General features: G+C 57.9%; 31 protein-coding genes. 11 read left to right on the top strand and 20 right to left on the bottom strand.

Features of this window, described 5'->3' with window-relative positions; all coding sequences use genetic code 11:
* Nucleotides 1-2 precede the first annotated feature (2 nt).
* From FHW16_RS09240 to FHW16_RS09220, 5 genes are all read left to right on the top strand, one after another.
* Entirely contained in the window at nt 3-1151 is a 1149-nt protein-coding gene (locus FHW16_RS09240; protein ID WP_182548761.1) for a DUF1501 domain-containing protein, read from the top strand.
* Nucleotides 1152-1177: 26 nt separating this feature from the next.
* Complete coding sequence (locus FHW16_RS28800; RefSeq protein ID WP_246711640.1) at nt 1178-1507, top strand: hypothetical protein; 330 nt, start codon at nt 1178-1180, stop codon at nt 1505-1507.
* 92 nt (nt 1508-1599) lie between these two features.
* Nucleotides 1600-2277 carry a FadR/GntR family transcriptional regulator gene (locus FHW16_RS09230; RefSeq protein ID WP_182548760.1) on the top strand — a complete coding sequence of 226 codons (678 nt, stop codon included), beginning with the start codon at nt 1600-1602 and terminating at the stop codon, nt 2275-2277.
* The gene (locus FHW16_RS09225; RefSeq protein WP_182548759.1) at nt 2274-3575 is read left to right on the top strand and encodes a CynX/NimT family MFS transporter; all 1302 of its coding nucleotides are present in this window, start codon (nt 2274-2276) and stop codon (nt 3573-3575) included. Before FHW16_RS09230 ends, FHW16_RS09225 begins: the two co-directional genes overlap by 4 nt.
* A gap of 82 nt (nt 3576-3657) precedes the next feature.
* A complete protein-coding gene (locus FHW16_RS09220) occupies nt 3658-4023 on the top strand; it encodes a hypothetical protein (RefSeq protein WP_210278041.1) in 366 nt (121 codons plus the stop codon).
* Between the two features lie 229 nt (nt 4024-4252).
* Here FHW16_RS09220 and FHW16_RS09215 read toward each other — a convergent pair whose 3' ends face one another.
* From FHW16_RS09215 to FHW16_RS09200, 4 genes are all read right to left on the bottom strand, one after another.
* The gene (locus FHW16_RS09215) at nt 4253-5602 is read right to left on the bottom strand and encodes an MFS transporter (protein WP_182548757.1); all 1350 of its coding nucleotides are present in this window, start codon (nt 5600-5602) and stop codon (nt 4253-4255) included.
* A 197-nt stretch (nt 5603-5799) separates the two neighbouring features.
* Nucleotides 5800-6069, bottom strand: coding sequence for a DUF2312 domain-containing protein (locus FHW16_RS09210; protein WP_175540565.1), 270 nt, complete (start codon nt 6067-6069; stop codon nt 5800-5802).
* A gap of 313 nt (nt 6070-6382) precedes the next feature.
* Nucleotides 6383-6688, bottom strand: a complete 306-nt coding sequence (locus FHW16_RS09205) for a DUF1244 domain-containing protein (RefSeq protein WP_182548756.1) — start codon at nt 6686-6688, stop codon at nt 6383-6385.
* A 2-nt stretch (nt 6689-6690) separates the two neighbouring features.
* On the bottom strand, nt 6691-7485 hold the full coding sequence (locus FHW16_RS09200; RefSeq protein ID WP_182548755.1) for an N-formylglutamate amidohydrolase: 795 nt from the start codon (nt 7483-7485) through the stop codon (nt 6691-6693).
* A 254-nt stretch (nt 7486-7739) separates the two neighbouring features.
* Between FHW16_RS09200 and FHW16_RS09195 the strand changes: the two genes are divergently transcribed.
* Together FHW16_RS09195 and pyk are read left to right on the top strand one after the other, a co-directional pair.
* Nucleotides 7740-8165 carry a DUF1036 domain-containing protein gene (locus FHW16_RS09195; RefSeq protein ID WP_091880253.1) on the top strand — a complete coding sequence of 142 codons (426 nt, stop codon included), beginning with the start codon at nt 7740-7742 and terminating at the stop codon, nt 8163-8165.
* Nucleotides 8162-9598 (top strand): pyruvate kinase, encoded by a 1437-nt coding sequence (gene pyk / locus FHW16_RS09190; RefSeq protein WP_182548754.1) that lies wholly within the window; start codon nt 8162-8164, stop codon nt 9596-9598. The genes FHW16_RS09195 and pyk overlap by 4 nt, the downstream gene beginning before the upstream one ends.
* 7 nt (nt 9599-9605) lie before the next feature.
* Here the strand turns inward: pyk and FHW16_RS09185 are convergent, their stop codons facing one another.
* The 6 genes from FHW16_RS09185 to FHW16_RS09160 form a co-directional block, all read right to left on the bottom strand.
* Nucleotides 9606-10649 (bottom strand): alpha/beta fold hydrolase, encoded by a 1044-nt coding sequence (locus tag FHW16_RS09185; protein ID WP_182548753.1) that lies wholly within the window; start codon nt 10647-10649, stop codon nt 9606-9608.
* 40 nt (nt 10650-10689) lie between these two features.
* Entirely contained in the window at nt 10690-11277 is a 588-nt protein-coding gene (locus FHW16_RS09180) for a hypothetical protein (RefSeq protein ID WP_432651996.1), read from the bottom strand.
* 99 nt (nt 11278-11376) lie between these two features.
* Nucleotides 11377-11502: a type B 50S ribosomal protein L36 gene (gene ykgO, locus FHW16_RS09175; RefSeq protein ID WP_091880250.1), complete on the bottom strand. Its 126-nt coding sequence runs from the start codon at nt 11500-11502 to the stop codon at nt 11377-11379.
* Between the two features lie 168 nt (nt 11503-11670).
* A complete protein-coding gene (locus tag FHW16_RS09170) occupies nt 11671-12744 on the bottom strand; it encodes a 5-(carboxyamino)imidazole ribonucleotide synthase (protein ID WP_182548751.1) in 1074 nt (357 codons plus the stop codon).
* A gap of 1 nt (nt 12745) precedes the next feature.
* Nucleotides 12746-13243, bottom strand: coding sequence for a 5-(carboxyamino)imidazole ribonucleotide mutase (purE, locus tag FHW16_RS09165; RefSeq protein WP_182548750.1), 498 nt, complete (start codon nt 13241-13243; stop codon nt 12746-12748).
* Nucleotides 13244-13338: 95 nt separating this feature from the next.
* Nucleotides 13339-13542: a YdcH family protein gene (locus FHW16_RS09160; protein WP_182548749.1), complete on the bottom strand. Its 204-nt coding sequence runs from the start codon at nt 13540-13542 to the stop codon at nt 13339-13341.
* A gap of 226 nt (nt 13543-13768) precedes the next feature.
* Here FHW16_RS09160 and FHW16_RS09155 point away from each other — a divergent pair, with 226 nt between their 5' ends.
* Complete coding sequence (locus FHW16_RS09155) at nt 13769-13948, top strand: YdcH family protein (protein ID WP_091879794.1); 180 nt, start codon at nt 13769-13771, stop codon at nt 13946-13948.
* Nucleotides 13949-14063: 115 nt separating this feature from the next.
* Here the strand turns inward: FHW16_RS09155 and FHW16_RS09150 are convergent, their stop codons facing one another.
* The 3 genes from FHW16_RS09150 to FHW16_RS09140 form a co-directional block, all read right to left on the bottom strand.
* Nucleotides 14064-14327 (bottom strand): ArsR/SmtB family transcription factor, encoded by a 264-nt coding sequence (locus tag FHW16_RS09150; protein WP_182548748.1) that lies wholly within the window; start codon nt 14325-14327, stop codon nt 14064-14066.
* A 64-nt stretch (nt 14328-14391) separates the two neighbouring features.
* Nucleotides 14392-15633 (bottom strand): MFS transporter, encoded by a 1242-nt coding sequence (locus FHW16_RS09145; RefSeq protein WP_182548990.1) that lies wholly within the window; start codon nt 15631-15633, stop codon nt 14392-14394.
* A gap of 109 nt (nt 15634-15742) precedes the next feature.
* Nucleotides 15743-15928: a DUF1192 domain-containing protein gene (locus FHW16_RS09140; protein ID WP_182548747.1), complete on the bottom strand. Its 186-nt coding sequence runs from the start codon at nt 15926-15928 to the stop codon at nt 15743-15745.
* 94 nt (nt 15929-16022) lie between these two features.
* Between FHW16_RS09140 and FHW16_RS09135 the strand changes: the two genes are divergently transcribed.
* A complete protein-coding gene (locus FHW16_RS09135; RefSeq protein WP_182548746.1) occupies nt 16023-17027 on the top strand; it encodes an NAD(P)H-quinone oxidoreductase in 1005 nt (334 codons plus the stop codon).
* Nucleotides 17028-17088: 61 nt separating this feature from the next.
* Here the strand turns inward: FHW16_RS09135 and FHW16_RS09130 are convergent, their stop codons facing one another.
* The gene (locus FHW16_RS09130) at nt 17089-19290 is read right to left on the bottom strand and encodes an esterase-like activity of phytase family protein (protein WP_182548745.1); all 2202 of its coding nucleotides are present in this window, start codon (nt 19288-19290) and stop codon (nt 17089-17091) included.
* 226 nt (nt 19291-19516) lie between these two features.
* Here FHW16_RS09130 and FHW16_RS09125 point away from each other — a divergent pair, with 226 nt between their 5' ends.
* Both FHW16_RS09125 and FHW16_RS09120 read left to right on the top strand, forming a co-directional pair.
* Nucleotides 19517-20212: a DUF1013 domain-containing protein gene (locus tag FHW16_RS09125; RefSeq protein WP_182548744.1), complete on the top strand. Its 696-nt coding sequence runs from the start codon at nt 19517-19519 to the stop codon at nt 20210-20212.
* Between the two features lie 86 nt (nt 20213-20298).
* Nucleotides 20299-20835, top strand: a complete 537-nt coding sequence (locus FHW16_RS09120; RefSeq protein WP_182548743.1) for a GNAT family N-acetyltransferase — start codon at nt 20299-20301, stop codon at nt 20833-20835.
* Here the strand turns inward: FHW16_RS09120 and FHW16_RS09115 are convergent.
* From FHW16_RS09115 to FHW16_RS09090, 6 genes are all read right to left on the bottom strand, one after another.
* On the bottom strand, nt 20832-21539 hold the full coding sequence (locus FHW16_RS09115) for a helix-turn-helix transcriptional regulator (RefSeq protein ID WP_182548742.1): 708 nt from the start codon (nt 21537-21539) through the stop codon (nt 20832-20834). The genes FHW16_RS09120 and FHW16_RS09115 overlap by 4 nt on opposite strands.
* Before the next feature lie 12 nt (nt 21540-21551).
* On the bottom strand, nt 21552-21959 hold the full coding sequence (locus tag FHW16_RS09110; protein ID WP_182548741.1) for a hypothetical protein: 408 nt from the start codon (nt 21957-21959) through the stop codon (nt 21552-21554).
* A gap of 22 nt (nt 21960-21981) precedes the next feature.
* Nucleotides 21982-22572, bottom strand: a complete 591-nt coding sequence (locus FHW16_RS09105; RefSeq protein WP_182548740.1) for a DJ-1/PfpI family protein — start codon at nt 22570-22572, stop codon at nt 21982-21984.
* Between the two features lie 28 nt (nt 22573-22600).
* Nucleotides 22601-22900: a DUF1127 domain-containing protein gene (locus FHW16_RS09100; RefSeq protein WP_182548997.1), complete on the bottom strand. Its 300-nt coding sequence runs from the start codon at nt 22898-22900 to the stop codon at nt 22601-22603.
* Nucleotides 22901-22994: 94 nt separating this feature from the next.
* Nucleotides 22995-23780: an SDR family NAD(P)-dependent oxidoreductase gene (locus tag FHW16_RS09095; protein ID WP_182548739.1), complete on the bottom strand. Its 786-nt coding sequence runs from the start codon at nt 23778-23780 to the stop codon at nt 22995-22997.
* Nucleotides 23781-23830: 50 nt separating this feature from the next.
* Nucleotides 23831-25741: a propionyl-CoA synthetase gene (locus tag FHW16_RS09090; RefSeq protein ID WP_182548738.1), complete on the bottom strand. Its 1911-nt coding sequence runs from the start codon at nt 25739-25741 to the stop codon at nt 23831-23833.
* Between the last annotated feature and the right edge of the window lie 100 nt (nt 25742-25841).

Below are 25841 nucleotides of genomic sequence, written 5' to 3'. Positions count from 1 at the left end.
GCATGACCAACCGCCGTAATTTCCTGCGTCTGGCCGCCATCGGTGCGGGATCGATGCTCGTGGCACCGCGCATTGTCTTTGCCAATGTCGCAACCGACCGCCGTTTCGTTTTCATCATTCAGCGCGGTGCCGCCGATGGTCTCAACATTGTCGTACCCTATGCCGACCCGGCCTATGCGCAGTTGCGGGGCAGTCTGGCGATCCAGACTTCCGATGCCATCAAGCTTGACGGGACCTTTGCGCTGCATCCGTCACTCACTGGCATGGGAACGCTCTACAGCAACCGGCAGGCGCTGTTCGTCCATGCCGTCGCCTCACCCTACCGCGAGCGCTCGCACTTCGATGGCCAGAACGTTCTCGAAACCGGCGGCACCAGTCCATACCAGATCAGGGACGGCTGGCTGAACCGGCTTGTGACGCTGCTGCCGAAATCAGCTGACAAGGCCATCGCCTTCGCCCCGACCATACCGGCCGCCTTGCGCGGTTCCGCCGACGTTACCTCCTATGCGCCGTCGAACCTGCCGGAAGCTCCGGATGATCTCCTGCTGCGGGTTGCGCAACTCTACGACCGGGACCAGCAGTTTCACCCGGTCTGGAGTGCCGCCATGGAAGCGCGGGGCTTTTTCAAGGACATGGAAACGCGTCAGAACCCCGCCGCTGCGGGCAGAACTGCGGCCGAAGCGCTCGCCCGGATCGACGGTCCACGCATCGCCATGATCGAGACCAGCGGCTGGGATACCCATAGCGGCCAGGAAAACCGGCTCGCCAGCCAGCTCAAGGCACTCGACACCATGATCGATGCCATGCGCGACGGGCTTGGCGATGTCTGGCAGCAGACAACGGTGCTTGTGGCAACCGAATTCGGCCGCACTGCCGCCGCCAATGGCACCGGCGGGACGGACCACGGCACGGCAACAACCGCGCTCATTCTCGGCGGCGCCGTCAAGGGCGGGCGCATCCTTACCGACTGGCCGGGCCTTGCGCCGAATGCGCTTTATGAAAACCGCGACCTGAAACCCACCATGGATCTCGACGTCCTGATTGCAGCGCTCGCTGCAGAAACATTTGGTCTGGAACCTGAGCGCACCATGAAAACGCTCTTTCCCAGCCGCCCCTTTGACCGATCCCTGCAGGGACTGATCAACACCTGAACCACTAACCCCAGAAGAGGTAAATCATGAGAACACTATTGAGCATCATTACCGCCGGCCTTGTCGCGGCCGGCACCCTGGCCGGAGTGCAAAGCGCCAGCGCAATGCCGCTCCTGACGGTACAGGGAGAGCATCTGCAATCCAAGGCTGAGCCGGTCTACTGGCGGCGCGGCTATTATGGCTGGCACGACGGCTACTACTACAACGGCCATCGCGGTTATGGCTACTTCAGGCCCGGATATCGTTTCTATCGCGGTTATTGGTTCCCACTGGAAGCGTTCGGGCCAAGAACCGTCATCATCGAGCGGCCGGCCCCCATTATTGTCCACCGGCGGCCTCTCGTCATCTATCGCTGAATTAGATTCCCGTCGGCCAGACCGGGCGCCTTGACAAAGGCGCCGCAGTCCCATAGTTATCAAGTCATCCGATGACTATGGGACTTGAGTGAATGCAACCCGCCGCCCGCACCAATCTGGCCGATACGGCCATTGATAATATCCGCGCCGAAATTATTACCAATCGCTGGCCGGTCGGAGAACGCATACCCAACGAGGCAGCGCTGGCCGATATGCTCGGCGTCAGTCGGGGTACTGTGCGCGAAGCCGTGCGCGTCCTCGTGGCGCAAGGTTTTCTCGAGACCAAACAGGGCTCCGGCACCTATGTCCGCTCGATCACAAATCCCGAAGAAAGCCTGCTGCGGATCAGGCGCACCGGCCTGCGCGATCAGGTCGAGACACGCTGTGCCCTCGAAGTTGAAGCGGCAAGACTGGCCGCCATCCGCCACACGCCCGAGGTGATTGACGATCTGCGCCAATTGCTCACTGAACGCGGTGAATATGATACTGCCCGGCATGATTCTTATGTTGAACGCGACCTTGCCTTCCACAAGGCAGTCGTCGCGGCATCGGGCAACGTCGCCCTCATGGAAGTGTATGAATTCTTCTCCGTTTCCATTCAGGAAGTCATCCGCGCGACGGTAACCGGAGAGCTTCCCGAACCTGACATGGCCGCGCATGCCGCCATCATCGATGCGATTGCTTCAGGAAATCCCGAGCGAGCGGCATCGATCACCCGCACCTTTATGGCTCCTATTCTGCTCGAACTCGATCGATTGCTTGCATCATGAACCAGCATCTTCCGTCTGAACATTCCAGCCGCCTCGCTGCGGATCTCAATATTGCCGGTGAACAGCTTGTCGATGCCGAAGTGGATAGTGTTCCCCAGCCGCGTATACCGGATTTCAAAAGCCGTGGCACACAGATCCTGTTCGGCCTCAGTCTCGTTCTCATCGCCTACAATCTGCGCCCGGTTTTCTCCAGCGCATCGGCGCTTTTGCCGGAGATCATTGCCCAGACGGGCCTTTCGTCTTTCGGCGCGGGCGTGCTCACCACGCTACCCGTTCTTTGTCTGGGTCTCTTTGCTCCCTTGGCCCCGCGCCTTGCGCAGCGGATCGGTGCGGAGCGCACACTCCTTGGTGTTCTCCTTTTACTTGCCCTAGGCACAGCCCTGCGCGGGCTGGAATCCCTGCCCTTGCTGTTCGCCGGAACAGCGCTCGCCGGGGGCTGCATTGCCATCGGCAACGTCCTCCTGCCCGGTCTGGTCAAGCGCGATTTTGCCAGCCGCACAGGGATGATGACCGGTCTTTATACCATGGCGCTGTGCGCCGGAGCCGCCAGTGCTGCTGGTCTGACCCTGCCTGTCCAGAAGATGCTTGGCGGGTCATGGTCCCTGGCGCTCAGCGCCTGGGCACTGCCGGCTCTGGTTGTCGCCGCCATCTGGCTGCCGCAGGCCTTTGCCCGCAAAGTCCGCACGAAACATGCGGGCTTCAAGGTAACGGGTCTCTGGCGCGATCGCCTGGCATGGCAGGTCACCCTGTTCATGGGTTTGCAGTCGGCGCTCGCCTACTGCGTCTTTGGCTGGCTGGCGCCCATCCTGCGGGATCGCGGCCTTGACGGTACAACCGCCGGCGTCGTGGTTTCCGTATCGGTCATGGCACAGGTCTTCACTTGTCTTCTCGTGCCATCGATTGCGGTGCGCTGCCGGAATCAAAGCCTGATCAATGTCGGGCTTGTCACGATTGCTGTTGTTGGCCTGCTCGGATTGCTGTTTGCGCCACTCTCGACGGTTTGGCTGTGGGCTATCATCCAGGGCATCGGTCAGGGTGGGCTCATTGCCATAGCGATGACCATGATCGTCCTGCGTTCGCTGGACTCCCATGTCGCTTCGCATCTCTCGGGGATGGCCCAATGCGTTGGTTACATGCTCGCCGCCATCGGGCCCCTGCTTGTCGGCCTCATCCACAGTCTGACGGAAAGCTATGCTGCGACCGCCATTCTGTTTGTTCTTCTGGGAATTGGCGTTGCCATTTTTGGTTGGGGTGCGGGACGCGCCCTGCATGTGAACGCCCGGACAGTCTCCTTGTGAACGGCAGCTAACGGCGACATTCATCACCGGTTCAGCCGGAAGGCTCTATTCCTGTCCTCAACAAATGAACATTGAGGACAATATGATGAAAAAATATCTCGCTGCTCTGCTGGTTGCTGCCGTCTCGATCAGCGCAATTGGCCTCCCTTCGGCTCCGGCCCAGGCAGGCGGCTACTATTCCGATGATTATGATGGCTGGTCGGGCGATCGCTCCTACCGTGACAGCTATTACCGTGATCGCGGCGATGATTATTATCGTGACCGCGATTACCGTTCCAATCGCTCGGACCGCCACAAGGGTCGCGACACGGCGATTATTGCCGGTGTTGCCGGATTGGCGCTCGGCGCGGTCATCGTTGGATCGCTTGCCAAACAGAATCAGAATCGTGCGCCGGTTTATGACCGCCCGGCAAACCATGATCGCCTGATCTACGATCCGAATTACTGAACGCAGACTGCCTTTCCATTGTGCGTGGTTCGACAGGCTCACCATGAGGTAGATTGAGGATTGCAGGGAGCCAAGTTCTGCAAGATTACTCATACGCCCGAATAGCCTTGCAGCCACGCACTCCCTCATGGTGAGCCTGTCGAACCACGCACAATTGTTATGCAAACCATTAAAAAAGCACAACCGGTTTTCATCTGGTCGTGCTTTTCATTTTTAAGATCGAAAGATCTCAGGCTTCGATATCGACGTCCTTGGTTTCCTTGCCGATCACCAGCGCAATCAGCGTCAACACGGCCATGGCCGACAGATAGACACCGACCCAGAACGGGCTGCCTCCACCCAGCTTCCACAATGCAATCGCTATAAAGGGTGCAACTGCGGCGCCGAGGATCGACGAAACATTGTAGGAAATACCCGAGCCCGTATAGCGCATGCTTACCGGGAACAGTTCCGGCAGCAAGGCACCCATCGGACCGAACGTCATCCCCATCAAGGCAAAGCCCAATATCAGCCAGGCCATCACACCGGCCGTGCCCAGCGACAGCATCGGCACCCACAACAGGCCAAACACGGAGATGGCAAGCGTTACCCAGATCAGAGTCTTGCGACGACCCCAGCGGTCAGCCCATGGGCCAGAGGCCATGGTGAAGATGCCAAAGAACACCACCCCGACGATCATCATCAGGACGAAGGTCGTGTAGTCATAACCGAGGCCGGCAATCGGTCCAGACGTGGCAGCGCGGCCGTAGCTGAGCGAAAATGTCGTCATCAGGTAGAAGAGTACATAGGTGGCGAGCATGTAGAATGTGCCGAGGACAAGCTGTTTCCAGTGCGACTGGAAAACCGAGACCAGCGGCACTTTCTTGATCTGACCTTTACTGACGGTTTTCTCGAACGCCGTGCTTTCGACGAGATTGAGCCGGACCCAAAGACCGACGATCACCATGACAGCCGAAAACAGGAACGGAATCCGCCAGCCCCAATCGAGAAACGCGAGGGACGGCCGCGATGGATCATCCGATGGCAGGATGGCAGCGATGAGCAGAAACAGGCCATTGGCGATGATGAAGCCGATAGGAGCGCCAAGTTGCGGAAAGGTACCGTATATTGCCCGTTTCCCCTCGGGTGCGTTCTCGGTGGCAACGAGCGCAGCTCCGCTCCATTCACCGCCCAGTGCGAATCCCTGTGCCAGGCGCAACACCACCAGAAGGGCAGGTGCCAGCCAGCCAACGCTGGAAAATGTCGGCAGAACGCCGATAAGGAATGTTGCAATGCCCATGGTCAGGAGCGCGCCGACCAGCGTGATCTTTCGCCCGCGCTTGTCGCCGAGATGACCAAAGAAGATCGCGCCCAGCGGCCGCGCCACCATGGCCGCACCAAAGATGGCGAAGGATGACAGCAGGGCCGTCGTCTCGTTGCCGGGCGGAAAGAACAGATGCGGGAAAACAAGAACGGCAGCGGTTGCGTAGACGTAGAAATCGTAGAACTCGATCGTAGTGCCAATCAGGCTGGCCAGAATGACACGGGAACGCGAATTGGCAGGCGCCTGCATGGACAGCGGCGCTGTGGATACGGACATTGATTTTACTCCCTGACGGCTGAGGCGGCTGCCCCAACGTGAATGTCGGCAGATCACATCATTCGAAAGAGAAGAGGATCGTGAAAGAATAGGCGGGCGGGCTGACGATTATACCTGCCAAGCGGCCAGTTCAAGGGTTATAAAGGCTGGGAACCAAACAAAAACGCAGCCTTGCGGCTGCGTTTTTCGAAACTGGCTCAGACCATGCCGAGCGCGTTCATGTAAAGCTCAAGGATCGCTTCTTCTTCCTTGCGCTCATTGGCGTCCTTCTTGCGCAGGCGAACGATCGTGCGGATGATCTTGGTGTCGTAACCGCGCCCCTTGGCTTCAGCCATCACTTCCTTGATGTCGTCCTGAAGCGTGGTCTTTTCTTCCTCAAGGCGCTCGATGCGCTCAATGAACTGCCGCAATTCCGCAGCCGCAACACCTTCGACACCGCCCTGTGGCGCTACATCATCCATGCTCATATTTTGCTCCGTAAAAATTGATTGTGCGACTCGGGAACGCCGCCTCTGTGGTTCCGATGCCCGACCACAGCGCAATGAGTCAAGATAATAGAGTCAGGATGAAGGCGGTTTCAGCTGTCTGTGGTGCGCGGTTCGTGGGTTGCGGGTCATGGTGCGTGGTTCGACAAGCTGTCCATGAGGGAGAGGGGTGCTGCAAGGCCAATCGGAAACATTGCGCTATGAGCAATCTCGCAGAATAGAACTCCCTGAAGTCCTCACTCTCCCTCATGGTGAGCTTGTCGAACCACGAACCGTTTACCTCGCGCAACCGCGATCAATGCGACGGCTTGTTGGTCTCAAAAGCAGCCTTCTGTGCATCGCTGGCTTCGCGCTGATGCTTGGCCTGCCATTCGGCATAGGGTTCGCCGTAGACGATCTCGCGGGATTCATCTTTTGAAAGGGAAACACCCGCCGCCTCAGCGGCTTCCCGATACCAGTTGGACAGACAGTTGCGGCAGAAACCAGCCAGATTCATTAGGTCAATGTTCTGAACGTCGCTGCGCTCCCGCAGATGCTCCACCAGCCGCCGGAACGCCGCCGCTTCGAAGGCGATGCGCTGTTCATCGGTGAAATTGTTCATGGTCAAACCTCTTCCAGTGGACCGGTCCGCGAACCATATTGCCGTGCTATATGCATATCGGGATCGGCGTTGATGGCTTCAAGGATCGGTGCGAGCCGGTCTGCCCATTCATCAACCCCCTTCTCGTCGGCAATCAGATCCTGCCGCACCTCGATCAGCGCATGGGCGAGCCCCGGCACGATGCAATGTTTGAACATCGTGTCATTGCGCAGCGCTCCGTCATAGGGCTCATTGTCTCCGACGACCAGTTGCGGATCGGATTCCAAAGCCTTGATGAGCGGTAAGACCGCACGCGGATCACTGTCCCAGAGAATACCGGCATGCCAGGGCCGGGGCGTCATTTTCCAGAAAGCCGTGAAGGAATGGATGGAAATGACCAGCGGCGCATTGTCGCTCGCCTCGGCAACCGCATGGATCATATCCGAGACGGCCGTGTGATAGGGACGATAGAAATCATTCACGCGTTTCTGATGCTCGGCTTCCACCAACGGATTGTTCCCAGGAATGATCGCCCCGTCGGACAGGCGCATGATAAGCGTCGGATCATCCTCCCCCCGGTTCGGATCGATGAGCAGGCGGGAAAAACCGCCGAGCACCGCAGGAACACCGAGCATTTCAGCCAGTTTTCGCGTCAACGGCTCCACACCGATATCATAGGCAATATGCCGTTCGAACTGCTGTTGCGGCAGACCAAGAGAGCCATATTCCTCCGGCAGATCCCGGCGGGCATGATCAGCCAGCAGCACCAGACCTCTGTCATTGTTGCCATCGACAAGGTGAAAGGGGGAAAACGGCATTTCAACGTTCTCTTGCGCGATTATTCAGGATATTTTTTTGTGTTTCACGCCCTGATCGGGAATGCAACCATCATTCTTTTGTCACACGGCAACAGGAACGGCATGTTCGGCCCATTAGCGCGTTGACAATGCATGTGAAACTGCGGAAAAGGAGTCTAAGACGGACGGAGGCAATATTGCGCAGGGGCATCATTTTCCGCGCTGACCAGCATCAGCGGACGCGATGGAGCAGCTTTCTAGCGGCTTTTTTATTCATTTTCGTAGCAGGCAGTGTCTTTGCGCCGGAAAAGGCCCACGCTGATTTTCGCGTATGCAACACCACACAAAATCTCGTGGGCGTAGCACTGGGCTATCGGGCAAAGACCGGCTGGATCACGGAAGGCTGGTGGCATGTCAATGCTTCTTCCTGCACCACGCTGGTTGTCGGCCCGCTGACGTCACGCTATTATTACCTTTACGCCGAGGACGCCCAGAGTGGCGGCCGCTGGGATGGCAAGGTGAATATGTGCGTGGCGGAAAATCAATTCAAGATTACCGGGATCAATGACTGTTTTGCGCGCGGATTTCAGCGAGCGGGATTTCAGGAGTATGATACCGGCGAACAATCAAGCTGGATGGTCCAGCTTACGGAAGAAACTCCTCCCTCAGCTCCAATTGTAACGGATACCCCTCCTCGATGAGACGCCGCCGTAAGGTCAAAATCCTCGCCACACTGGGTCCCGCTTCATCCGACGAAGCGATGATTCGCAAACTGTTCGAAGCTGGTGCCGACGTGTTCCGCATCAATATGAGCCATGCCAGCCATGATCTCATGCGCGAACTTGTCCGCCGTCTGCGCAATGTCGAAAAGGAAGTCGGGCGCCCGATCGGCATTCTTGCCGATTTGCAGGGACCGAAACTGCGCGTCGGCAAATTTGCCGAAGGCAAGGTTGATCTCGTTCCCGGCCAGATTTTCACGCTCGACAACAACGAGGCACTCGGCGACAATACCCGTGTCTTCCTGCCGCACCCCGAAATTCTTGAGGCTGTCGAACCGGGCCACCGTCTGCTGGTCGATGACGGCAAGCTGGCATTGGTTGCGGAAGCATCCGATGGCAAGTCGATCACCTGCCGCGTGATATCCGGCACCAGAATATCAGACAAGAAGGGCGTCAGCCTGCCGGATACGACGCTGAGTGTCAGTGCCTTGACGGAAAAGGATCGCCGCGACCTCGACGCTGTCCTGCAGGAAGAAGTCGACTGGGTTGCCCTGTCCTTTATTCAGCGGCCGGAGGATCTTGCCGAAGTCCGTAAGATCTCGCGCGGCCGCGTTGCCCTGCTTTCGAAGATCGAAAAGCCGCAGGCCGTTACCCGTCTTGCTGAGATCATCGAACTTTCCGATGCACTGATGGTGGCGCGCGGCGATCTCGGTGTTGAAATGCCGCTGGAAGCCGTTCCCGGGATCCAGAAGCAGATCATCCGTGCATGCCGCAGGGCCGGCAAGCCTGTCGTGGTTGCCACGCAGATGCTAGAATCGATGATCACTGCCGCCGTCCCGACACGTGCCGAAGTTTCTGACGTGGCAACGGCGGTATTTGAAGGCGCAGACGCAGTGATGCTGTCCGCAGAATCAGCCGCCGGCGACTATCCCGTGGAAGCCGTATCGACCATGGCGCGCATCGCCGAGGAAGTCGAGCGCGACCCGAACTATCCCGGCATCATCCATGCCCAGCGCCCCGAGCCGAATGCAACGGGTGCCGATGCCATTTCGCTGGCTGCCCGGCAGATCGCCGAGACGCTCAACCTCTCGGCCATTGTCACCTATACGGCATCAGGCACCACTGGCTTGCGTGCGGCGCGTGAACGGCCATTGCTGCCGATCATCGCCTTGTCGCCGGTTGTCGAGACAGCGCGGAAGCTCTCTCTCGTCTGGGGCCTGCATTGTGTTGTCACAGAAGATGCAACCGACCTTGACGACATGGTCGATCGCGCCTGCCACATCGCCTATCAGGAAGAATTCGGCAATCCCGGTGACCGCATCATCATTTCGGCTGGTGTGCCGCTGCGCACACCCGGTTCGACCAACATGCTGCGCATTGCCTATATCGGCTCGGATGGGCTGACAGGCATCTAAACCACGATCATTCGGGTTGGCGGTGATAAACCGCCAGCCCGAAACTGTTATTCCCGATGCGGGCTTCCAGCAACCGTGCGGCGCCCTGCAGATCCCGGTCAGATCCGGCTATCTTTTCAATGGCCATGACATCCAGACCGGTCGCGACATAATCGGGCCGATGACCCATGTTCCTGATCCAGACAAGCTCTGATCCCGCGATATCACGCTCCAGCCCCGCTGAATGTATCTCTGCCAAAACGACGTCATCATGATCACCCGTGATGATCACCGTCGGCACCCTGATCTCCGGGTAGCGCGGCGCAAAACGGCAGACATGGGCAAACAGTCCGGCCACATCCCGTGAATTGGCACGGAATGTCTCGGGACGCAGCACAAGCTCGATGCCCGCATTCTGCGCATAACCCTGAGGCACGGCATTGGGCGCAAACACGCCGGCAATACCCGCATCCATGCTCAACAAGCCACCGGGAAGCGCCAGTGTTCTGGTAAAGAGCCAACCCAGCAGCGGCATGCTCGCAAGCGTGTAATACCAGGTCACATCGCCGCCCGGCCAAGGGTGTGTCGCCGGGGAGAGAAACAGCAGGCCCTTGGTCTTGCCCGGATGATTCACGGCAAAAGTCGCCGCAACGGCACCGCCATAGGAATGCCCGACGATGATCGCAGGGCCGGTGCCCAGCTTGTCCATCAATCCAGCCAGAGTATCCGCCTGTCCTGCGGGGTTCTCATTGTTGCCGTTGCCACGCCCGGACCAGCCATGACCGGGACGATCGATAAACAAAAGATCAGCACGCCCTTCAAGCATGGGCCGCAACGGCCGCATCAGATCTTTGAGATTGCTGCTGGCACCGTGAATGAACACGATGGGAGGCAGATCGGCGTTCGGCTCGGCTTGGACGTGGATATAATGCATCCGTGTGCCTGCCACATCCGCAAAGGAACCGACAGGAGGATTGCGGCGCTCGATCGCCCGCGCACCCAGACGAGTGGCCCCGAACAGCCCCAGAACACAGATGATCGCAAAGGCAGCGAAGGCCAGAAACAAATTCATGGGGGATGGGGTTTCCGTTGCGGAGAGGAGCCGGGGAAAATCAGGTCCGCTGGCCGGTCAGATCATCAGCCAGTTCACCCGCCTGCTTTTGAGCCTCGCGCATCATCGGATAGACGGCGAGCACCTGCTCGAAAGCATGAAGTGCCGCTTCCTTTTTTCCGGTATCTTTCAGTATGGCTGCCAATCCGGCCAAAGCGCCGAAATGACGCGGCTCCAGCGCCAGCGTCTTCTGAATATCGGCCATGGACCGCCCATAGTCATTCATCAGGAAATTGACCGTGGCGCGCCTGTTCCAGCCTTCGGCAAAGTCCGGTTTCAGTACCGTGACCTGATCGAGAAAATCCAGCGCAACCGCATATTTCTTTTCCGCCATGGCGGCGGCGGCCCATTGCATCATCAGGTCGATCGACGCACTGCCGGAACTCTGCCATTGGGTTTGTATCTGTTCTGCTATACGGGTCGCCTTCACCTCGTTGCGCTCACGCTTCAAGGCGGAGAACAGTTCATCAAGGCGGGCATTGCGTTTTTCAGCCAGTGTTTTTCCCGGCAGGGAAGTTGCTTGCGGGGCAGCCGCGGGGACATCGACCCCGGACTTCTCCTGCGCCAGCGCGACCACTGGCGACACCATCAACAAAGACCCGATAAAAATGGCAAAAACGTTCCGCATGACACGGATGGTAGTCCGTATCAGCGAAACGTCAAATGCAAATAACCGTGAAACGGTAAATCAGCCCTGGCGCGCTTTGAAACGCGGAGCAGTCTTGTTGATGATGTAGATGCGGCCCTTGCGGCGCACCAGCTGATTGTCACGATGACGGCCTTTAAGAGCCTTGAGCGAATTCTTGATCTTCATTTCAGCACCGGTATCTTTACGCCCGAAACCGGGCACCAATAATAAAGCGCGCCTCTGGAGCGCGCCGGAAACACGTTGCGGGGAAATAGCCAAGGATTGCCCCGATTGTCAACTCCCGACTCATGATTCATATGGCGATTCATGCGTCAGGAGTGAATTTAATTGCCATTACAGCCGCTTTGTAATGCGTGTGACGTGGCCCATCTTGCGGCCGGGGCGTGCTTCAGCCTTGCCGTAGAGATGCACGACAGCCCCGCTTTCCGCGAGAATCGCCGGTAATTTTTCCACATCATCGCCAATGAGGTTTTCCATGACGCAATCGGAATGACGCCGTGCATCCCCCAGCGGCAAGCCGGCAACCGCACGGATATGCTGCTCGAACTGCGAGACCGCGCAGGCGGCCTCGGTCCAATGACCTGAATTGTGCACACGCGGCGCAAATTCATTGGCCAGCAGCGTTCCATTGGCCAGCACGAAGAATTCCATACCGAGAACGCCGACATAATTGAGCGCCTCAAGCAACTTGCGCGCCGAATCGGCAGCAAGGCCCGCAATCGTCGACGACACGGAAACAGGAACGGTCGAAGTTGCCAGAATCCCGTCCTTGTGCACATTCTCCGCAATGTCATAGATGCGGATATCGCCCGCCTCATCGCGCGCCGCGATCACTGAAATCTCACGGGTGAAATCCACAAGGCCTTCCAGAATGGATGGGACGCTGCCAACCGCTGCAAAACCTGCCTTGGCATTTTCGCCCTTGGCACCGGAAAATTTGACCTGGCCCTTGCCGTCATAGCCGAACCGGCGCGTCTTGAGGATGCCCTTGCCCTCAAACGCCAGAAGCGCCGCTTCCAGATCACCTTCGTTCTCGACAATGCGCCATTGTGCCGTCTGAATTCCCGCATTGTTGAGGAAACGCTTCTCGGTCACGCGGTCCTGCGATACTTTCAGCGCCTCCGGCGGCGGAAAAACCGGCTTGGTCTCATTCAACGTCTCGGCCGCGTCGACCGGAACGTTCTCAAATTCGTATGTGATGACATCGCTGATTTCAGCCAGACGCTCCAACGCTTCGGGATTGTCATAGGCGGCGACAATCTGCTCAGTGGCAACCTGAGCTGCCGGACAGTCTGCCTGCGGCTCCAGAATGACCGTGCGATATCCCAGACGCGCCGCTGCCATGGCGAGCATCCGGCCCAACTGTCCACCGCCGATAATGCCGATAGTCGATCCTGCTGCTATCATCTTATGCCTCGTCAGATGGCCGTTCGGCGACCTTTTCACTCTGCGCCGAGCGCCAATCGTCGAGCCGCTTTGCCAGAGCCGTATCATGCAGCGCAAGAACGGCTGCAGCCAAAAGGGCGGCATTCACGGCACCGGCCCGGCCAATCGCCAAAGTGCCGACAGGAATACCGGCTGGCATCTGAACGATGGAAAGAAGGGAATCCTGCCCGGACAGGGCTTTTGATTCGACCGGCACACCAAAAACCGGCAGCGGTGTCATTGCGGCAGCCATACCGGGAAGATGGGCCGCGCCTCCTGCTCCGGCGATCACAACCTTGAAACCTGCATCGCGGGCGCCCTTGGCAAAATCGACCAGACGATCGGGGGTGCGGTGGGCGGAAACGATACGATCGTCATGGGAAATACCGAGCGCATCAAGTGTCTCGGCGGTGTGGCGCATGGTCGCCCAATCGGACTGGCTACCCATGATGATTGCGACGTCAGCGCGTTTATCGGCCATTGAACATCCTCTGATCAGCGGAGCGTGCAGGGATTAACGGAAAAGCGGAGACGCTGCAAGTTATCGACAGCCCGCCGGTCACGACCTGTTGAAAATCAGGCAATAATGTCTGGAATGATCTTGTCTTCAAGCTCGATGAGCCTGTCCTTGATGATGAGTTTCTTCTTTTTCATTCGCTGGATTCGAAGCTGGTCACAACCAACCTGGATCATCGCTTGTATGGCGGCATCAAAATCCAGATGCTCCTGTTTCAATCGTGCGACTGCCAATCGAATGTCAGCCTGATCCTGGTCGGACATGCAGTGATTCCCGGTATTTTGTTATAGAAGAATCCAATGTCTGGTCCGGCGTTCGAGAATACCGGATCAGCACGTGGCCTTACCATATTTTACATGACAAGAAAATCCTACGAAACAAATTCGACAATTGCCTCAAGTGGTGGCAGAGTGTCACGGCTCTGTCATAATCTCGCCCTTTGGCAGGCAGAGCATCAACGAGTAGGAAACCAACCAAGGGAGAAGCCGGATGGCCATTGAGTCTCATCTTGAAACGCTTGAACGTAAGCATGGTGCACTCGAGAAGGAAATTTCCGAAGCGCAGGCAAGCCCCGCCACCGACGATCTGAAGATTACCGATATGAAACGTCGCAAGCTCATGCTGAAAGAGCAAATCGAAAAACTGAGATTGACCGCCACACGTCACTGATCGCCTTCGGCCGACGTTAAAAAGAATTCCAGCCGGTTGCCGGAGAGGCAACTGTGCAGGCTCTCAAATCAAAACCCGGTCACAGACCGGGTTTTTTATTAGCCTGCAGGCGGACTTATTCACTCCAGAACTGGTCCAGCCATAAATTCAGATGAAAGAAGCCGCCGTCATCCACCGTATAGATCCGTCGCGTGCCTTCAGACTTGACCTTGACCAGCCGTGCATCCAGCAGCGCCTTCAGGTGTTGGGAAACGGCCGGGCGAGAAATGGGCAGTCCAACCGCCAATTCGTTGACAGTCTTGGGCCCGCGCCGCAACTCTTCCAGCAGATAGCGGCGATTGGGATCAGAAATGGCTGCAAATGCATCTGTTTCGACCATAGGGAATTGTCGTTTTAAACTGCCCTCAATGTCAACGCATTTGTACGGAAAACGCCATAAGAACTCAGTCAGACTGGGCTTCTGCGCGAGGATCGAGCTTGATACCCTCGGGCGTCGCCCGTTCTGACGGGACGGTCTGGAAATTGTCTCTCATCGCAATTGGCATGGCCGCGCGCATGCGTGACCGGATAATCGCGTGGGTCATGATGGAAACATGGGCCAGAGCCGTAATCGCGAACAGTCCTTCCGGAGCGATGTATTCCATGGCCCAGGCGCCAAGAATCGGGCCGATCATGGTGCCAAACCCGTAAAGGAGAAGCAGACCGCCGGTTACCTTGACGAAATTCTGGGTATCCGAATAGTCATTGGCATGGGCTACCGCCACCGGATAAAGCGTATAGGCCAAACCGCCGTAAATTGCGGTCATGAACAGAATGACCGTCGCCTGACGTGATCCGATCAGGAAAATCAGCATACCGATAATGGCGGCCGCACCTGCAACGAAAGCCAGAACATAGCGGCGATCCGTGCGGTCAGACATGCGTCCTACCGGAATCTGCATCAAGGCTCCGCCCATAACCGAGGCACTCATCATCAGAGCAATCTCGGTCGTCGTAATACCCGTCGCCGCGCCGTAGACCGCCCCGAGCGTACCGAACGCACCATTGGCAACACCGATCAGCATGCAGCCGACAAAGGCAACGGGCGAATTGCGGTAAAGTGCGCGCAAATCCAGCTGCACTTCCGTCAGCGGTTTTGGACTGCTTGCTGTGGAAATAGCCGTCGGGATCAGAGCCAGACAGAAGAGAATGCCAGACAGCATGAAGAACGTGCCGGTATGCACGTCGCCAAAGCCGATCATCATCTGCCCTGCGGTGATGGAGGCGAAATTGACCACCATGTACAAGCCGAAGATCTGACCGCGATTGGCATTCGTCGCGCGCTCGTTCAGCCAGCTTTCGATCACCATATAGGCGCCTGCCATGGCAAATCCGGTCAGCGCGCGCAGGGCAATCCAGGCGGTCGGGTGGACAAGAATGCCGGTCATCAGGGCAACAATGGCGGCAATCGAGGCAAAAGCGCTGAACGCCCTTACATGTCCGACACGGCGCACGAGACGTGGCGCGAGGAGGCACGCGGTAATGAATCCTCCGGCCCAGGCTGTACCCAGAAGACCAAGCGATGTGGTTGAAAAGCCTTCCGCCCCGCCGCGCAGAGGCAGTAATAGTCCGTGCAGACCGGACGCCATGACCAGAAAGGACGTGCCACACAAGAGGGCGAAGACCTGTACGAACGAACGGAACACAGCGATACCCCACCAAATGCTTGGACTGATGCCGGCAACAGACCGGCACAGGCTCGTCTTAGTCAGCAATGCGGAGACATCATGACATCCGCATCATTTACGTTCCGTTTCAGCGAAAAAGTGCTTCCGCCGCCAACTTGCTGCTGCCCTTCCGGGTACGCTCGTCCTCAAGCCGGGTGATTTCTGCCCGCAGGATGCCAATCCGCTCATCCAGCTCAGCGACGGAAAGGAGAGAAAGTTCCTGCCCGATCTCATGGGCTATCTTGCGTTTCGGTTCTTCGTCGAAAAGTGACATCATATCCTCCACTTGTCGCTTTACGCTGAAAGGATACAGTCCCCCCGCTTCGAATTGCAAATCATTCAAGCGAATCAACCGATGGAGCATATCTATGGCCAGTAAAATTCCGACGACGATGACCGCGATCGAGATCACTCAGCCGGGTGGTCCGCTGGTCCTCAAGCCGGGAAAGCGGGGCGTACCCGAGCCGGGTCCCAACGAGCTTCTGGTCCAGGTGCATGCCGCCGGCGTCAACAGGCCCGATGTGCTGCAGCGTCAGGGCCACTATCCGCCACCATCAGGCGCATCGGATATTCCGGGACTCGAAATTGCCGGCGACGTGGTTGCGGTGGGTGGCAGCGTCACACGTTTTCGCGTGGGTGACCGGGTGACGGCATTGGTCGCGGGCGGCGGTTACGCTCAGTATTGCACGGTGCACGAAACCACGGCGCTGCCGATCCCGGCGGGATATGGCTTCATAGAAGCAGCGGCCCTGCCCGAGACCTTTTTCACGGTCTGGCACAATGTTTTCGAGCGCGGCGGCCTGCAGAGCGGAGAGACATTTCTCGTCCACGGCGGCACATCCGGCATCGGCACGACAGCAATCCAGCTCGCCAGCGCCTTTGGCGCCTATGTCATCACAACTGCGGGCTCCGATGACAAATGCGAAGCCTGCCTGAAGCTGGGAGCCGACCGGGCAGTCAACTACCGCACCCATGATTTTGTCGATGCGGTGAAGGAGGCAACCGGCGGCAAGGGCGCGAACCTCACGCTGGATATGGTCGGCGGCGATTACGTCGAACGCAACTACGATGCCGCTGCTGTTGACGGGCGCATCGTCCAGATCGCCCATCTCAATGGCGCGAAGGCCACTGCTGATGTTTCGAAAATCATGATCAAGCGTCTGACCCATACCGGATCGACCTTGCGCGCGCGCCCAATCGAGTTCAAGGCTGGGATCGCGCGTGAACTGGAACTGAAAGTCTGGCCGTTGCTGGTGCAGCGCCGGGTCGCGCCTGTTATCGACATGGTCTACCCGCTGCATGAGGCGTGGCGTGCGCATGAACGGATGGAAGAAGGCCAGCATGTCGGCAAGATCATGCTTGATGTCAGCTGACGCATGCCAAAACAAAAAAGGCCGCGCATCGGGCGCGACCTTTTGCAGATTGGCAGACAAATCAGTTCGTCGCCGTCACCTTGCCGATGCCGAAAAACAATGTTTCGCCGGATGAACCATCAACACCGTCATTGTCGGTGACCGCAAAACCATTGCCATCGGCGTCGACAGCAAAGCCTTCCAGCTTGTCAACGATATAGCCATTGGTGCCCTTGAGGTCGGCGATGAAATCATGCGCCAGTTTCTTCTCGACGACAGGCAGCTTTTCACCGATTTTCGCCGGCTTCAGGTCTTCCAGCGCCACACGATAGAGCTTCTTGTTGACCGCCTTGTCGCCGATGAGATTGTCGCGCTCGACAATATAGAGCTGGCCATCGTGGGCTGTGATCTCGGAAAGACCGACCCATCCGTCACCCGTCTTCTTGTCCAGAGGATAGGAAACTGCACCCCAGCTCTTGTCCTTGACGGTGTAGCTGAGAAGCTTGACGAAGCCTTTTTCATCGTCCTTCCATTCCCGCTGCACTGCCATCCACAAGACAGCGGCATCGCCCTCGCCGACACGGGTGATCCCTTCAAGACCGAAACGGGTCTGGTGCGGCAGCAACTCTTCGGGAAGCGCGATTTCCTTCTTGATCTCGCCCTTTTCATTGACGTTGAAGATTGCATGCGGCACCAGCTTGGACTGATCGCCTTCATTGGCAAGCCAGTAACCGCCAGCTCCATCTGTGGTGATGCCTTCAAGGTCGAGCTTTTGAGCCGCCTGGCCGCCCCGCGTAATCACCAGCGCATCGGTGATCTTTGCCGGGGTTTGCGTGGCATCAATCGTATAAATGGTCGGCGCAGCCGAATAGAACGAGTCCGACACGGCATGGAGCTTGCCCGGCGCCTTCAGGTCGGCGACCAGGCCCGACAGGGCGCCCCAGCCGAGCGGCGTACCGTCGTCTTTCGATTTAGACACGATTTTCGGATAGTTCAGCTTCTGGTCTTTCAGCTCATAGATCATGACATGCGATCGCGCACCACCGTCCTCGACCAGATCGGTTTCATTGGCAGTCACGAACAGATTGCGTGACGGAATGGCGAGAATGCCTTCAGGGCCAATGCCCGATGGCAGCAGCTGGACAAATTCCGGATCCTTGCCGGTATCCTTGTAGACGCCCACAACCGAGGCGCGCTCGCTGGCCACGAACAGATAATTTGTATCACCGAATTTTGCGACCTCGGCACCTTCGAGCTCAACGCCCTTCTTGTTACGCTTGTCGGGATAGTGCCCAGCCGCAGCGATCCGGTGCTCCAGCGATGGCCCCGATTCATAAAGAACCTTGCCGTCCTTGGAGAAAATGGTGAAACTGCGCGAGCCGCCCTTATAGTCACCTTCATTGGCGACCACGATCCGGTCATTGTCGAGCCATTTTACCGTATCCGGCTCGCGCAGAACGCCCTTCATACTACCATCGAATTTCAGCGCACCGTCATTCTTGACGTCGATCTTGTCGAGATCGACGGTTCCGGCGGAAAAATGCGACGTGATTTTGCCGCTGGCCGCGTCGATGATCGCGATGTGGTTGTTTTCCTGCAGGGTAACAGCAATCTGATTGTCCTTGTTGATGGACACGAATTCCGGTTCCGCATCGTCAGGGGCTATCTCAGACAGGCCGGTCAGAACAACGCTTTTCATGCTGGCACAGTCAGGCGCACCGTCCTTCAGCGTAAAGATTTTCAGATCGCCGGATGGGAGCTGCGGAATTTCACCGTCATTCAGCTTTTCATCACGCTCGTTTTCAATCGCTACCGCGGCAAATGTCTTGTCGGGCGAAATGGCAACCGAATCCGGCTGGCCGCCGAGATCGCAGCTTGTCAGGGCCTTGCGCGATGCAAGATCAATCACATCCAGTCGCCCGGAGGGGTTCTTGTGATCCTTGGAGGTATTAACCGCAGCCAGCACCTTGGATCCGGCAACAGCGACCGATGTCGGCTCGCCTTCGACCTTGATCAGCCCGCCTGCCTTCGGTTTGGCGGCGTCGGTAATGTCGACAAAGCCGATGGCGCCGTAGGGACTGTCGGAATAGATCAGCGTCTTGCCGTCTTCCGATGCCGTGATGATCTCCGAAGAGGTTGCCTTCGATATGTCGGCATCCTTGGGCAGATTGCTTGCAACGGGGAAGCTCGCAATGCGGTTGAACACCGGTTCGGCGGCGGCAGGCAGAGCGACGGATGCGGCCAGAGCGGTCCAGAGACCGAGGCAAAGGGTTTTGCGTGACATTGGTTGAATCTCCTCTTTTTATGAAGGATCAGTCACCCGCTTGCATTGCAGTGCAATGACAGTTTCGTGACAGTTCGATGAAACCACCGGGAGGATCAGAGCATAGCAAAAACCGATTCTTGCCGAATGGGGAATTTACCGCTATATAACGCCTCGAATTCCCGGAAATTGTGGTTGAACCCACGTCCCGCCTCACCGGAGCGGACGAACGAGAGGACTATATTCAATGGCCACCCAGCTTCTCATGCCAAAGGCAACGGCCGTCTGGCTTGTCGACAACACCGCTCTGTCTTTTGACCAGATTGCAGCGTTCTGCAAACTGCACCCGCTTGAGGTGAAAGCAATTGCCGACGGTGAATCGGCCCAGGGCATCAAGGGGCTGGACCCGCTGATGACGGGTCAGCTGTCCCGCGAGGAGATCGCGAAGGGCGAAGCCGATATCGATCATAAGTTGAAGATTCTCGAGCCGAAAGTGCGTGTGCCCGAGGCCAAGCGCAAGGGCCCGCGCTATACGCCGCTGTCCAAGCGTCAGGATCGTCCGAATGCCATTCTCTGGCTGGTGCGCAACCACCCGGAACTGAAGGATGCGCAGGTTTCGCGCCTCATCGGTACGACGAAGTCGACCATCGAGCAGATCCGCAACCGCACGCACTGGAATTCAAACAATCTCCAGCCCATGGATCCGGTAACACTCGGCCTGTGCTCGCAGATCGATCTGGACCTTGAAGTGGAGCGTTCTTCCCGTAATCGTCCGGTCCAGCCGGGCGAAGGCGGTGACACATTGCTGCCGGCATCCGCCACGGAAAATCTGGACATCCAGCCAGCTGCCCGCGAAGAGGACGAAGAGCTCGATGCGGACAAGGTTTTCGCCAAGCTTTCCTCGCTCAAGGGCCGCAATGCGGACGAAGACGAGGAAGAATAAGCTTCACGATTGTCTTGACCGGCAATCCCGGAATCAAGAAAGCTCCGCCGCTGGTGGAGCTTTTTTGTCTTACGGGAGATATAGCGTTGCTGCCGACATTCGAGACGGAGCGTCTTTTCCTGCGTCCGCGCACCATGGCTGATCTTGAAGACTGCATGACCATGGATCGCGATCCGGAGGTGACCCGATATGTGCCGGGACCATGGCACGATCCTGATGCTCACCGCCGTTTCATCACCGCGCGCATGGAGGCTGATTTTGCTCCGGGATTGGGCTACTGGTCCATTTTCGCAAAGCGCCAACCGGAACTGTTTCTTGGCTGGGTTCTGCTGATCCCGGATGACGCAGTAGGACCGGACATTGAAATCGGCTGGCGGCTCAATCGGCATGCCTGGGGTAAAGGCTATGCGACGGAAGCCGCGCGGGCGCTCGTTGTGCATGCCTTCGAGCATGTGGGCGTCGAGCGAATCATCGCCGCGATTCATCCGGACAATACGGCATCCATGCATGTGGCGGAGAAAATGGGCCTCAGAGCCGCACTGGATGGCTTCCCATACAGATATTTTTCCCTGAGTCGGGAGGATTTTGTCACAGCGGGCAACGCGGACCGTACGGCGCTCTAGGATGCTTTCTTTGCATCGGGCGCTTCGCTCAGCTCGACCCGGCGGTAGAAATCAGCCAGCGTCTTGCCGCGTTCCTGACGGAAGATGCGCAGGGCCTTCTCGGCCTTGGATATCCGGTCGATACGGAATGTGCGGAAATCGTTGCGCAGCTCACACCAGCTGATGACCGTCCAGACCTTGCCCCAGAACCACAGTCCGAGCGGACGGATATCGCGCAAGCTTTCCTTGCCGTCGAGGTCCTTGTAAGTGATCGACAGTACCTGGCACTGGTCCGCAGCATTCTCGGCAAGATCGATCATAGCCCGGTCATGGCTGCTGATGTTGGTACCGGACGAATGAATATGCGTGTTGGCGATGCGCGGGCGATCATCCTTGGGCAGGACAGCGCCGATCTTGATGATCGCCTCTTCAGCCGCGCGCGCCATGGAAGCACCGCCCCATGCCGTTATCAGCCGCGCGCCGGCGACCAGAGCGACCACCTCGTCACGCGTGAACATCAGGGGCGGCAGATCAAAGCCTTCACGCAGGATATAGCCAACCCCCGCCTCCCCGTCGATCGGTACCCCGGTCGATTGCAAGTCGGCAATATCGCGATAGATGGTGCGTTCGGAAACCTCGAGCTTTTCCGCCAGCTGACGTGCGGTAACAAGCCGCCCGCCCCGGAGTTTCTGCACAATCTGAAAGAGACGGTCTGCTCGTCGCATGGCAAATCCCTGTTAATCCTTCAAGCCTTCTTTAAGGCGTTGTTCGGTTACAAAAGCCGTCCCGAACGACAGTCGGGAAATTGTCGGCGTGCTGGCATCGAGGACCCGCCAGAACGGTGTCACGGCGCTGATGTCGCCGGTCCTCTGAAAATCTTCAAATGCCGCCTCGGCGACAGTTCTCAGGTGAAACCCCATCGTGATCGGGCAGGTTACCTCGGCCCCGTGCTGCTTGGCCATGCGCTGCCGCAGGGTCCTGATCTCCATGTGTGTGCCCTTGGGGAGGGTGCGGATGAAGTCGTCCACCTGACGGGCCGTGGGCACCAGCATGATTTCCCCGGCCTTCATGCCGGCAATGTTGATCGGCGCCGGCTTGACCTGCGATGGTGCACCTGAATCCAATTTATCCGCCCATGTTTTCATCACGCCCTCCCGTTGCCCTTGCTCAGCTTGCCGTCTGATATTCGCGGGCGATCAAGCCGCGCATCTCGGCAATCTCGGCAGCTTTGTCAGGCAGAACCGCACCCAGAAACCGCGTCGCAAATGTACCGGGTGCCGAGCCGGGAGCACTGACAATGTGGCCGTCATGCACCGCATACGGCACATCCTGATAGAGCGAGGAACCGGCATAGTCGCCAATGTTGGTCTCGATCCAGCCCGCACCATTGCTGGTGTGTTTGCGTCCCTCGAAGAGACCGGCGCGTGCAAGCGCAAGCGTACCGCCGCAAATGCCGCCGACAACCCCGCCTCGTGACAAGACTGACGTCAAAAGCGGCGCAATGTCAGGAGCGTCTTCCGACGGCCATGTATTGGCACCGATAACGGCAACCGCGTCGAGATCGGCGTTCTCCTCGGGGTCAAGACCACGATCCGGCACAAGATGCAGCCCGCCAATGGACCTCAAAGGACCTGACGACGGGGCTAGCGCAACCGTTCGTGCGCCAAACCATTCGACAGCCGAGCCGGTAAGAAGACCGAACTCCCAATCGGCGAACTCATCGATGAATACAAGGCCGATTTTCTTTTTCTGTTCCATGGCAGGCGCTCCTCTTTGGTTTACCGGATCAGTATTCTAGCTTGAAATAACCGCTTTGGCTCGCTTTTCCGCCCTGTTTGGGTGCTGGATGCTGCAAACGGTTGGGCTGACGGATCGTGCTGGCATTGTCATTGCCAGCATCGACCTCCTTCAGCGAATTGCGCCGTGCCAGACGTTCTGCATAGGCATCGGGCCAGCCAATGTCCTTGAGCAGATATTCCGGCAATCCGTTGATGGAGCGCTCTGTCCGCATTTCTTCACGCGTATGAGCGAATTCCGTCCACAGACGCCTGATCGTATTCACGATTCCGAAATCAACCGTATTCATGTCCGTGTCTCCTTTGTTTACGAAGACACTATCGCATACCCCTCCTGACAACCTTCTGTCAGGAGCCTGTCAGCAGGGCCAGGAATTATGTACCCTAGGATTTGACAGGAACGGTATAGTTTAGCGGCAGGCGACCACCATCGGCATAGATGGTCTGGCCGGTGATGTAACTGGCGTCATTCGATGCCAGAAATGCCGCGATGCCGGCAATTTCCGATGGTTCACCCACCCTGCCCAGCGGCGTGCGCGAAAGCATGCGCTGTTTGGATGCCGCGTCGGAATTCACCGCTTCCAGCATTTCCGTATTGATCGAGCCGGGTCCGATGGCGTTGACCCGGATACCATAGGCGGCCAGCGATACCGCCATGACCCGTGTCAGCTGATTCACGCCGCCCTTGGAGATGGAATAGGGCACCTGATTGGGCAGGCCGAACAGTGCATTTATCGAAGACAGATTGATGATCGCCCCCGGTGATCCACCGTTCTCGACCTTGTCGACCATATGGCGGGCAACCGCTTGCCCGCACAGGAACGATCCCTTCAGATTGATTCGCAGAACGCGGTCAAAATCCTCTTCCTTCAGGTCCAGGAATTCGCAAGTATGGACAATGCCCGCACTGTTGACGAGCACATCGATATCGCCGAATGCATCCAGCGTTGCCGCCACCAGATTGTGCACATCAAGCTTGCTGCTGACATCGGTCGACGTGAACCGCACCTTGCCGAAGCCGCCGAGATCCTTGACCGCCGCCAGACCGCGCTCGTCATTGCTGTCGGCAATCATCACGCTCGCACCGTCCTGCAGATAGCGCCGGGCAATGGCATTGCCGATGCCCTGCGCGCCGCCTGTTACAATCGCGATCTTGCCATCCAAAGCCATGTTCGAATCTCCTGATTAAGGAATCGAGCTTAATGCTGGCGGTTCAGCGGTCAACCTGCGGCGACACCAATACCCCTTGCGTTGAGCACCGCCTTGATCTCATCGAGAATGGCAGGATCATCGATGGTCGCCGGCATGTTCCACGGCTCCTGATCGGCAATTTTCTGCATCGTGCCGCGCAGAATTTTGCCAGACCGGGTTTTGGGCAGGCGCTTGGCTGTAACCGCGATCTTGAAGGCCGCAACCGGGCCGATCCGGTCACGGATGAGGGCAATGCATTCCTTCTCGATGTCTTCGGGAGCCCGGATGACACCCGATTTGAGCACGATGAAACCACAGGGAACCTGTCCCTTCACCTGGTCGGTAATGCCGATGACAGCGCATTCGGCCACATCCGGATGGCTCGACAACACCTCCTCCATCGACCCCGTCGACAGGCGATGGCCAGCGACATTGATGATGTCGTCGGTACGGCTCATGATGTAGATATAGCCATCCTCATCAACAATCCCGGCATCGGCGGTTTTATAATAGCCGGGAAACTCCGCCATATAGGCTTCGCGGAATCGCTGGTCAGCATTCCAGAGTGTCGGCAGACAGGCGGGCGGCAAAGGCATTTTGACCACGATATTGCCGAGCTCACCCCGTTTAACCGGGTGCCCGGCATCATCCAGCACCTGAACGTCATAACCGGGCATAGGGACGGTCGGTGAACCATATTTGACCGGAAGCATGCCGAGACCTGCCGGATTGGCAGCCATTGGCCAGCCGCTTTCCGTCTGCCACCAATGATCGATGACAGGGACACCGAGCTTCTCCTCGGCCCATTTGATCGTATCCGTATCCGCCCGCTCGCCCGCCAGAAAAAGGTATCGGAGTGAGGACAAATCGTATTTCCCGATGAATTCGCCCCTTGGATCTTCCTTCTTGATGGCCCGGAACGCGGTTGGCGCCGTGAACAGCACCTTGACCTTGTGCTCGGCAATCACCCGCCAGAATGTACCTGCATCGGGCGTGCCCACGGGCTTGCCTTCGAACAGCACACTGGTCGCGCCAATGAACAGCGGTGCATAGGCGATATAGGAATGCCCCACGGCCCAGCCGATATCGGAGGCGGCCCAGAACACGTCACCCGGAGCCGTGTCGTATATCGCCCCCATGGACCAAGCCAGCGCAACGAGATGACCGCCATTGTCACGCACCACGCCCTTTGGCTGCCCCGTTGTACCTGACGTATAGAGGATATAGAGCGGGTCGGTTGCCTTGACGCTTGCGCAGGGCACTTTTCGGCCACGCGTAGCAGCAACGGCGTTTGCGTAGTCGATATCGCGCCCGGGAATCAGTTCGTGCGGCTGTTGCGGGCGCACGAGAATGAGACAGGTACCGACCTTGTGCACGGCCTGCTCGATGGCCATGTCCAGCATCGGCTTGTACGCCACCACCCGGCCCGGCTCGAGGCCGCAGGAGGTGGCAATGATCATGACCGGTTTGGCATCATCAATGCGCGTTGCCAGCTCATGCGGGGCAAAACCGCCAAACACCACCGAATGCACCGCTCCGATGCGTGCACAGGCCAGCATGGCAACCACGGCTTCCGGCACCATTGCCATATAGATGATGACGCGGTCGCCCTTTGCGACCCCCTTGTCGGCCAGCACCGCCGCCAGCGCGTTCACCTCATCCAGCAAAGCGGAATAGGTGATCTTCCGTCCCGTGCCGGTCACAGCGCTGTCATAGATCAGGGCAACCTGATCACTCCGACCGCGCTCCACATGACGGTCGACGGCATTGTAGCAGGTGTTGCATTCCGCGCCCGGATACCAGCGCCCATAGGGCTGGTGCGTGGCATCAAAGACCTGTTCCCACGGCCTCGTCCAATCTATGGCCTCGGCGGCCTTGGCCCAAAATCCTTCCGGATTGGCCTGCCAATCCCGATAGACCTGTGCATAGCGTGACGTCATGAATGTCCTCCCAGATAACGTACCTTCCCCAATGTATGCCCCGGAGTCAAAGGCCGATTTGACAATTGGCGCGGGATCACACACTTGTCGAAATCACAAT

This window comes from Phyllobacterium myrsinacearum (assembly GCF_014138285.1).
GTDB lineage: Bacteria > Pseudomonadota > Alphaproteobacteria > Rhizobiales > Rhizobiaceae > Phyllobacterium > Phyllobacterium myrsinacearum_A.
Note: the sequence above shows the minus strand (reverse complement) of the source record. Positions and strands in the feature narration are given on the sequence as shown.

Bases quoted from the DNA above. Each gene is read 5' to 3' on its own strand.
- FHW16_RS09240 (WP_182548761.1), top strand. From the start codon at position 3: ATGACCAACCGCCGTAATTTCCTGCGTCTGGCCGCCATCGGTGCGGGA.
- FHW16_RS28800 (WP_246711640.1), top strand. From the start codon at position 1,178: ATGAGAACACTATTGAGCATCATTACCGCCGGCCTTGTCGCGGCCGGC.
- FHW16_RS09230 (WP_182548760.1), top strand. From the start codon at position 1,600: ATGCAACCCGCCGCCCGCACCAATCTGGCCGATACGGCCATTGATAAT.
- FHW16_RS09225 (WP_182548759.1), top strand. From the start codon at position 2,274: ATGAACCAGCATCTTCCGTCTGAACATTCCAGCCGCCTCGCTGCGGAT.
- FHW16_RS09220 (WP_210278041.1), top strand. From the start codon at position 3,658: ATGATGAAAAAATATCTCGCTGCTCTGCTGGTTGCTGCCGTCTCGATC.
- FHW16_RS09215 (WP_182548757.1), bottom strand. From the start codon at position 5,602: ATGTCCGTATCCACAGCGCCGCTGTCCATGCAGGCGCCTGCCAATTCG.
- FHW16_RS09210 (WP_175540565.1), bottom strand. From the start codon at position 6,069: ATGAGCATGGATGATGTAGCGCCACAGGGCGGTGTCGAAGGTGTTGCG.
- FHW16_RS09205 (WP_182548756.1), bottom strand. From the start codon at position 6,688: ATGAACAATTTCACCGATGAACAGCGCATCGCCTTCGAAGCGGCGGCG.
- FHW16_RS09200 (WP_182548755.1), bottom strand. From the start codon at position 7,485: ATGCCGTTTTCCCCCTTTCACCTTGTCGATGGCAACAATGACAGAGGT.
- pyk (WP_182548754.1), top strand. From the start codon at position 8,162: ATGAGACGCCGCCGTAAGGTCAAAATCCTCGCCACACTGGGTCCCGCT.
- FHW16_RS09185 (WP_182548753.1), bottom strand. From the start codon at position 10,649: ATGAATTTGTTTCTGGCCTTCGCTGCCTTTGCGATCATCTGTGTTCTG.
- FHW16_RS09180 (WP_432651996.1), bottom strand. From the start codon at position 11,277: ATGGTGTCGCCAGTGGTCGCGCTGGCGCAGGAGAAGTCCGGGGTCGAT.
- ykgO (WP_091880250.1), bottom strand. From the start codon at position 11,502: ATGAAGATCAAGAATTCGCTCAAGGCTCTTAAAGGCCGTCATCGTGAC.
- FHW16_RS09170 (WP_182548751.1), bottom strand. From the start codon at position 12,744: ATGATAGCAGCAGGATCGACTATCGGCATTATCGGCGGTGGACAGTTG.
- purE (WP_182548750.1), bottom strand. From the start codon at position 13,243: ATGGCCGATAAACGCGCTGACGTCGCAATCATCATGGGTAGCCAGTCC.
- FHW16_RS09160 (WP_182548749.1), bottom strand. From the start codon at position 13,542: ATGTCCGACCAGGATCAGGCTGACATTCGATTGGCAGTCGCACGATTG.
- FHW16_RS09155 (WP_091879794.1), top strand. From the start codon at position 13,769: ATGGCCATTGAGTCTCATCTTGAAACGCTTGAACGTAAGCATGGTGCA.
- FHW16_RS09150 (WP_182548748.1), bottom strand. From the start codon at position 14,327: ATGGTCGAAACAGATGCATTTGCAGCCATTTCTGATCCCAATCGCCGC.
- FHW16_RS09140 (WP_182548747.1), bottom strand. From the start codon at position 15,928: ATGTCACTTTTCGACGAAGAACCGAAACGCAAGATAGCCCATGAGATC.
- FHW16_RS09135 (WP_182548746.1), top strand. From the start codon at position 16,023: ATGGCCAGTAAAATTCCGACGACGATGACCGCGATCGAGATCACTCAG.
- FHW16_RS09130 (WP_182548745.1), bottom strand. From the start codon at position 19,290: ATGTCACGCAAAACCCTTTGCCTCGGTCTCTGGACCGCTCTGGCCGCA.
- FHW16_RS09125 (WP_182548744.1), top strand. From the start codon at position 19,517: ATGGCCACCCAGCTTCTCATGCCAAAGGCAACGGCCGTCTGGCTTGTC.
- FHW16_RS09115 (WP_182548742.1), bottom strand. From the start codon at position 21,539: ATGCGACGAGCAGACCGTCTCTTTCAGATTGTGCAGAAACTCCGGGGC.
- FHW16_RS09110 (WP_182548741.1), bottom strand. From the start codon at position 21,959: ATGAAAACATGGGCGGATAAATTGGATTCAGGTGCACCATCGCAGGTC.
- FHW16_RS09105 (WP_182548740.1), bottom strand. From the start codon at position 22,572: ATGGAACAGAAAAAGAAAATCGGCCTTGTATTCATCGATGAGTTCGCC.
- FHW16_RS09100 (WP_182548997.1), bottom strand. From the start codon at position 22,900: ATGAATACGGTTGATTTCGGAATCGTGAATACGATCAGGCGTCTGTGG.
- FHW16_RS09095 (WP_182548739.1), bottom strand. From the start codon at position 23,780: ATGGCTTTGGATGGCAAGATCGCGATTGTAACAGGCGGCGCGCAGGGC.
- FHW16_RS09090 (WP_182548738.1), bottom strand. From the start codon at position 25,741: ATGACGTCACGCTATGCACAGGTCTATCGGGATTGGCAGGCCAATCCG.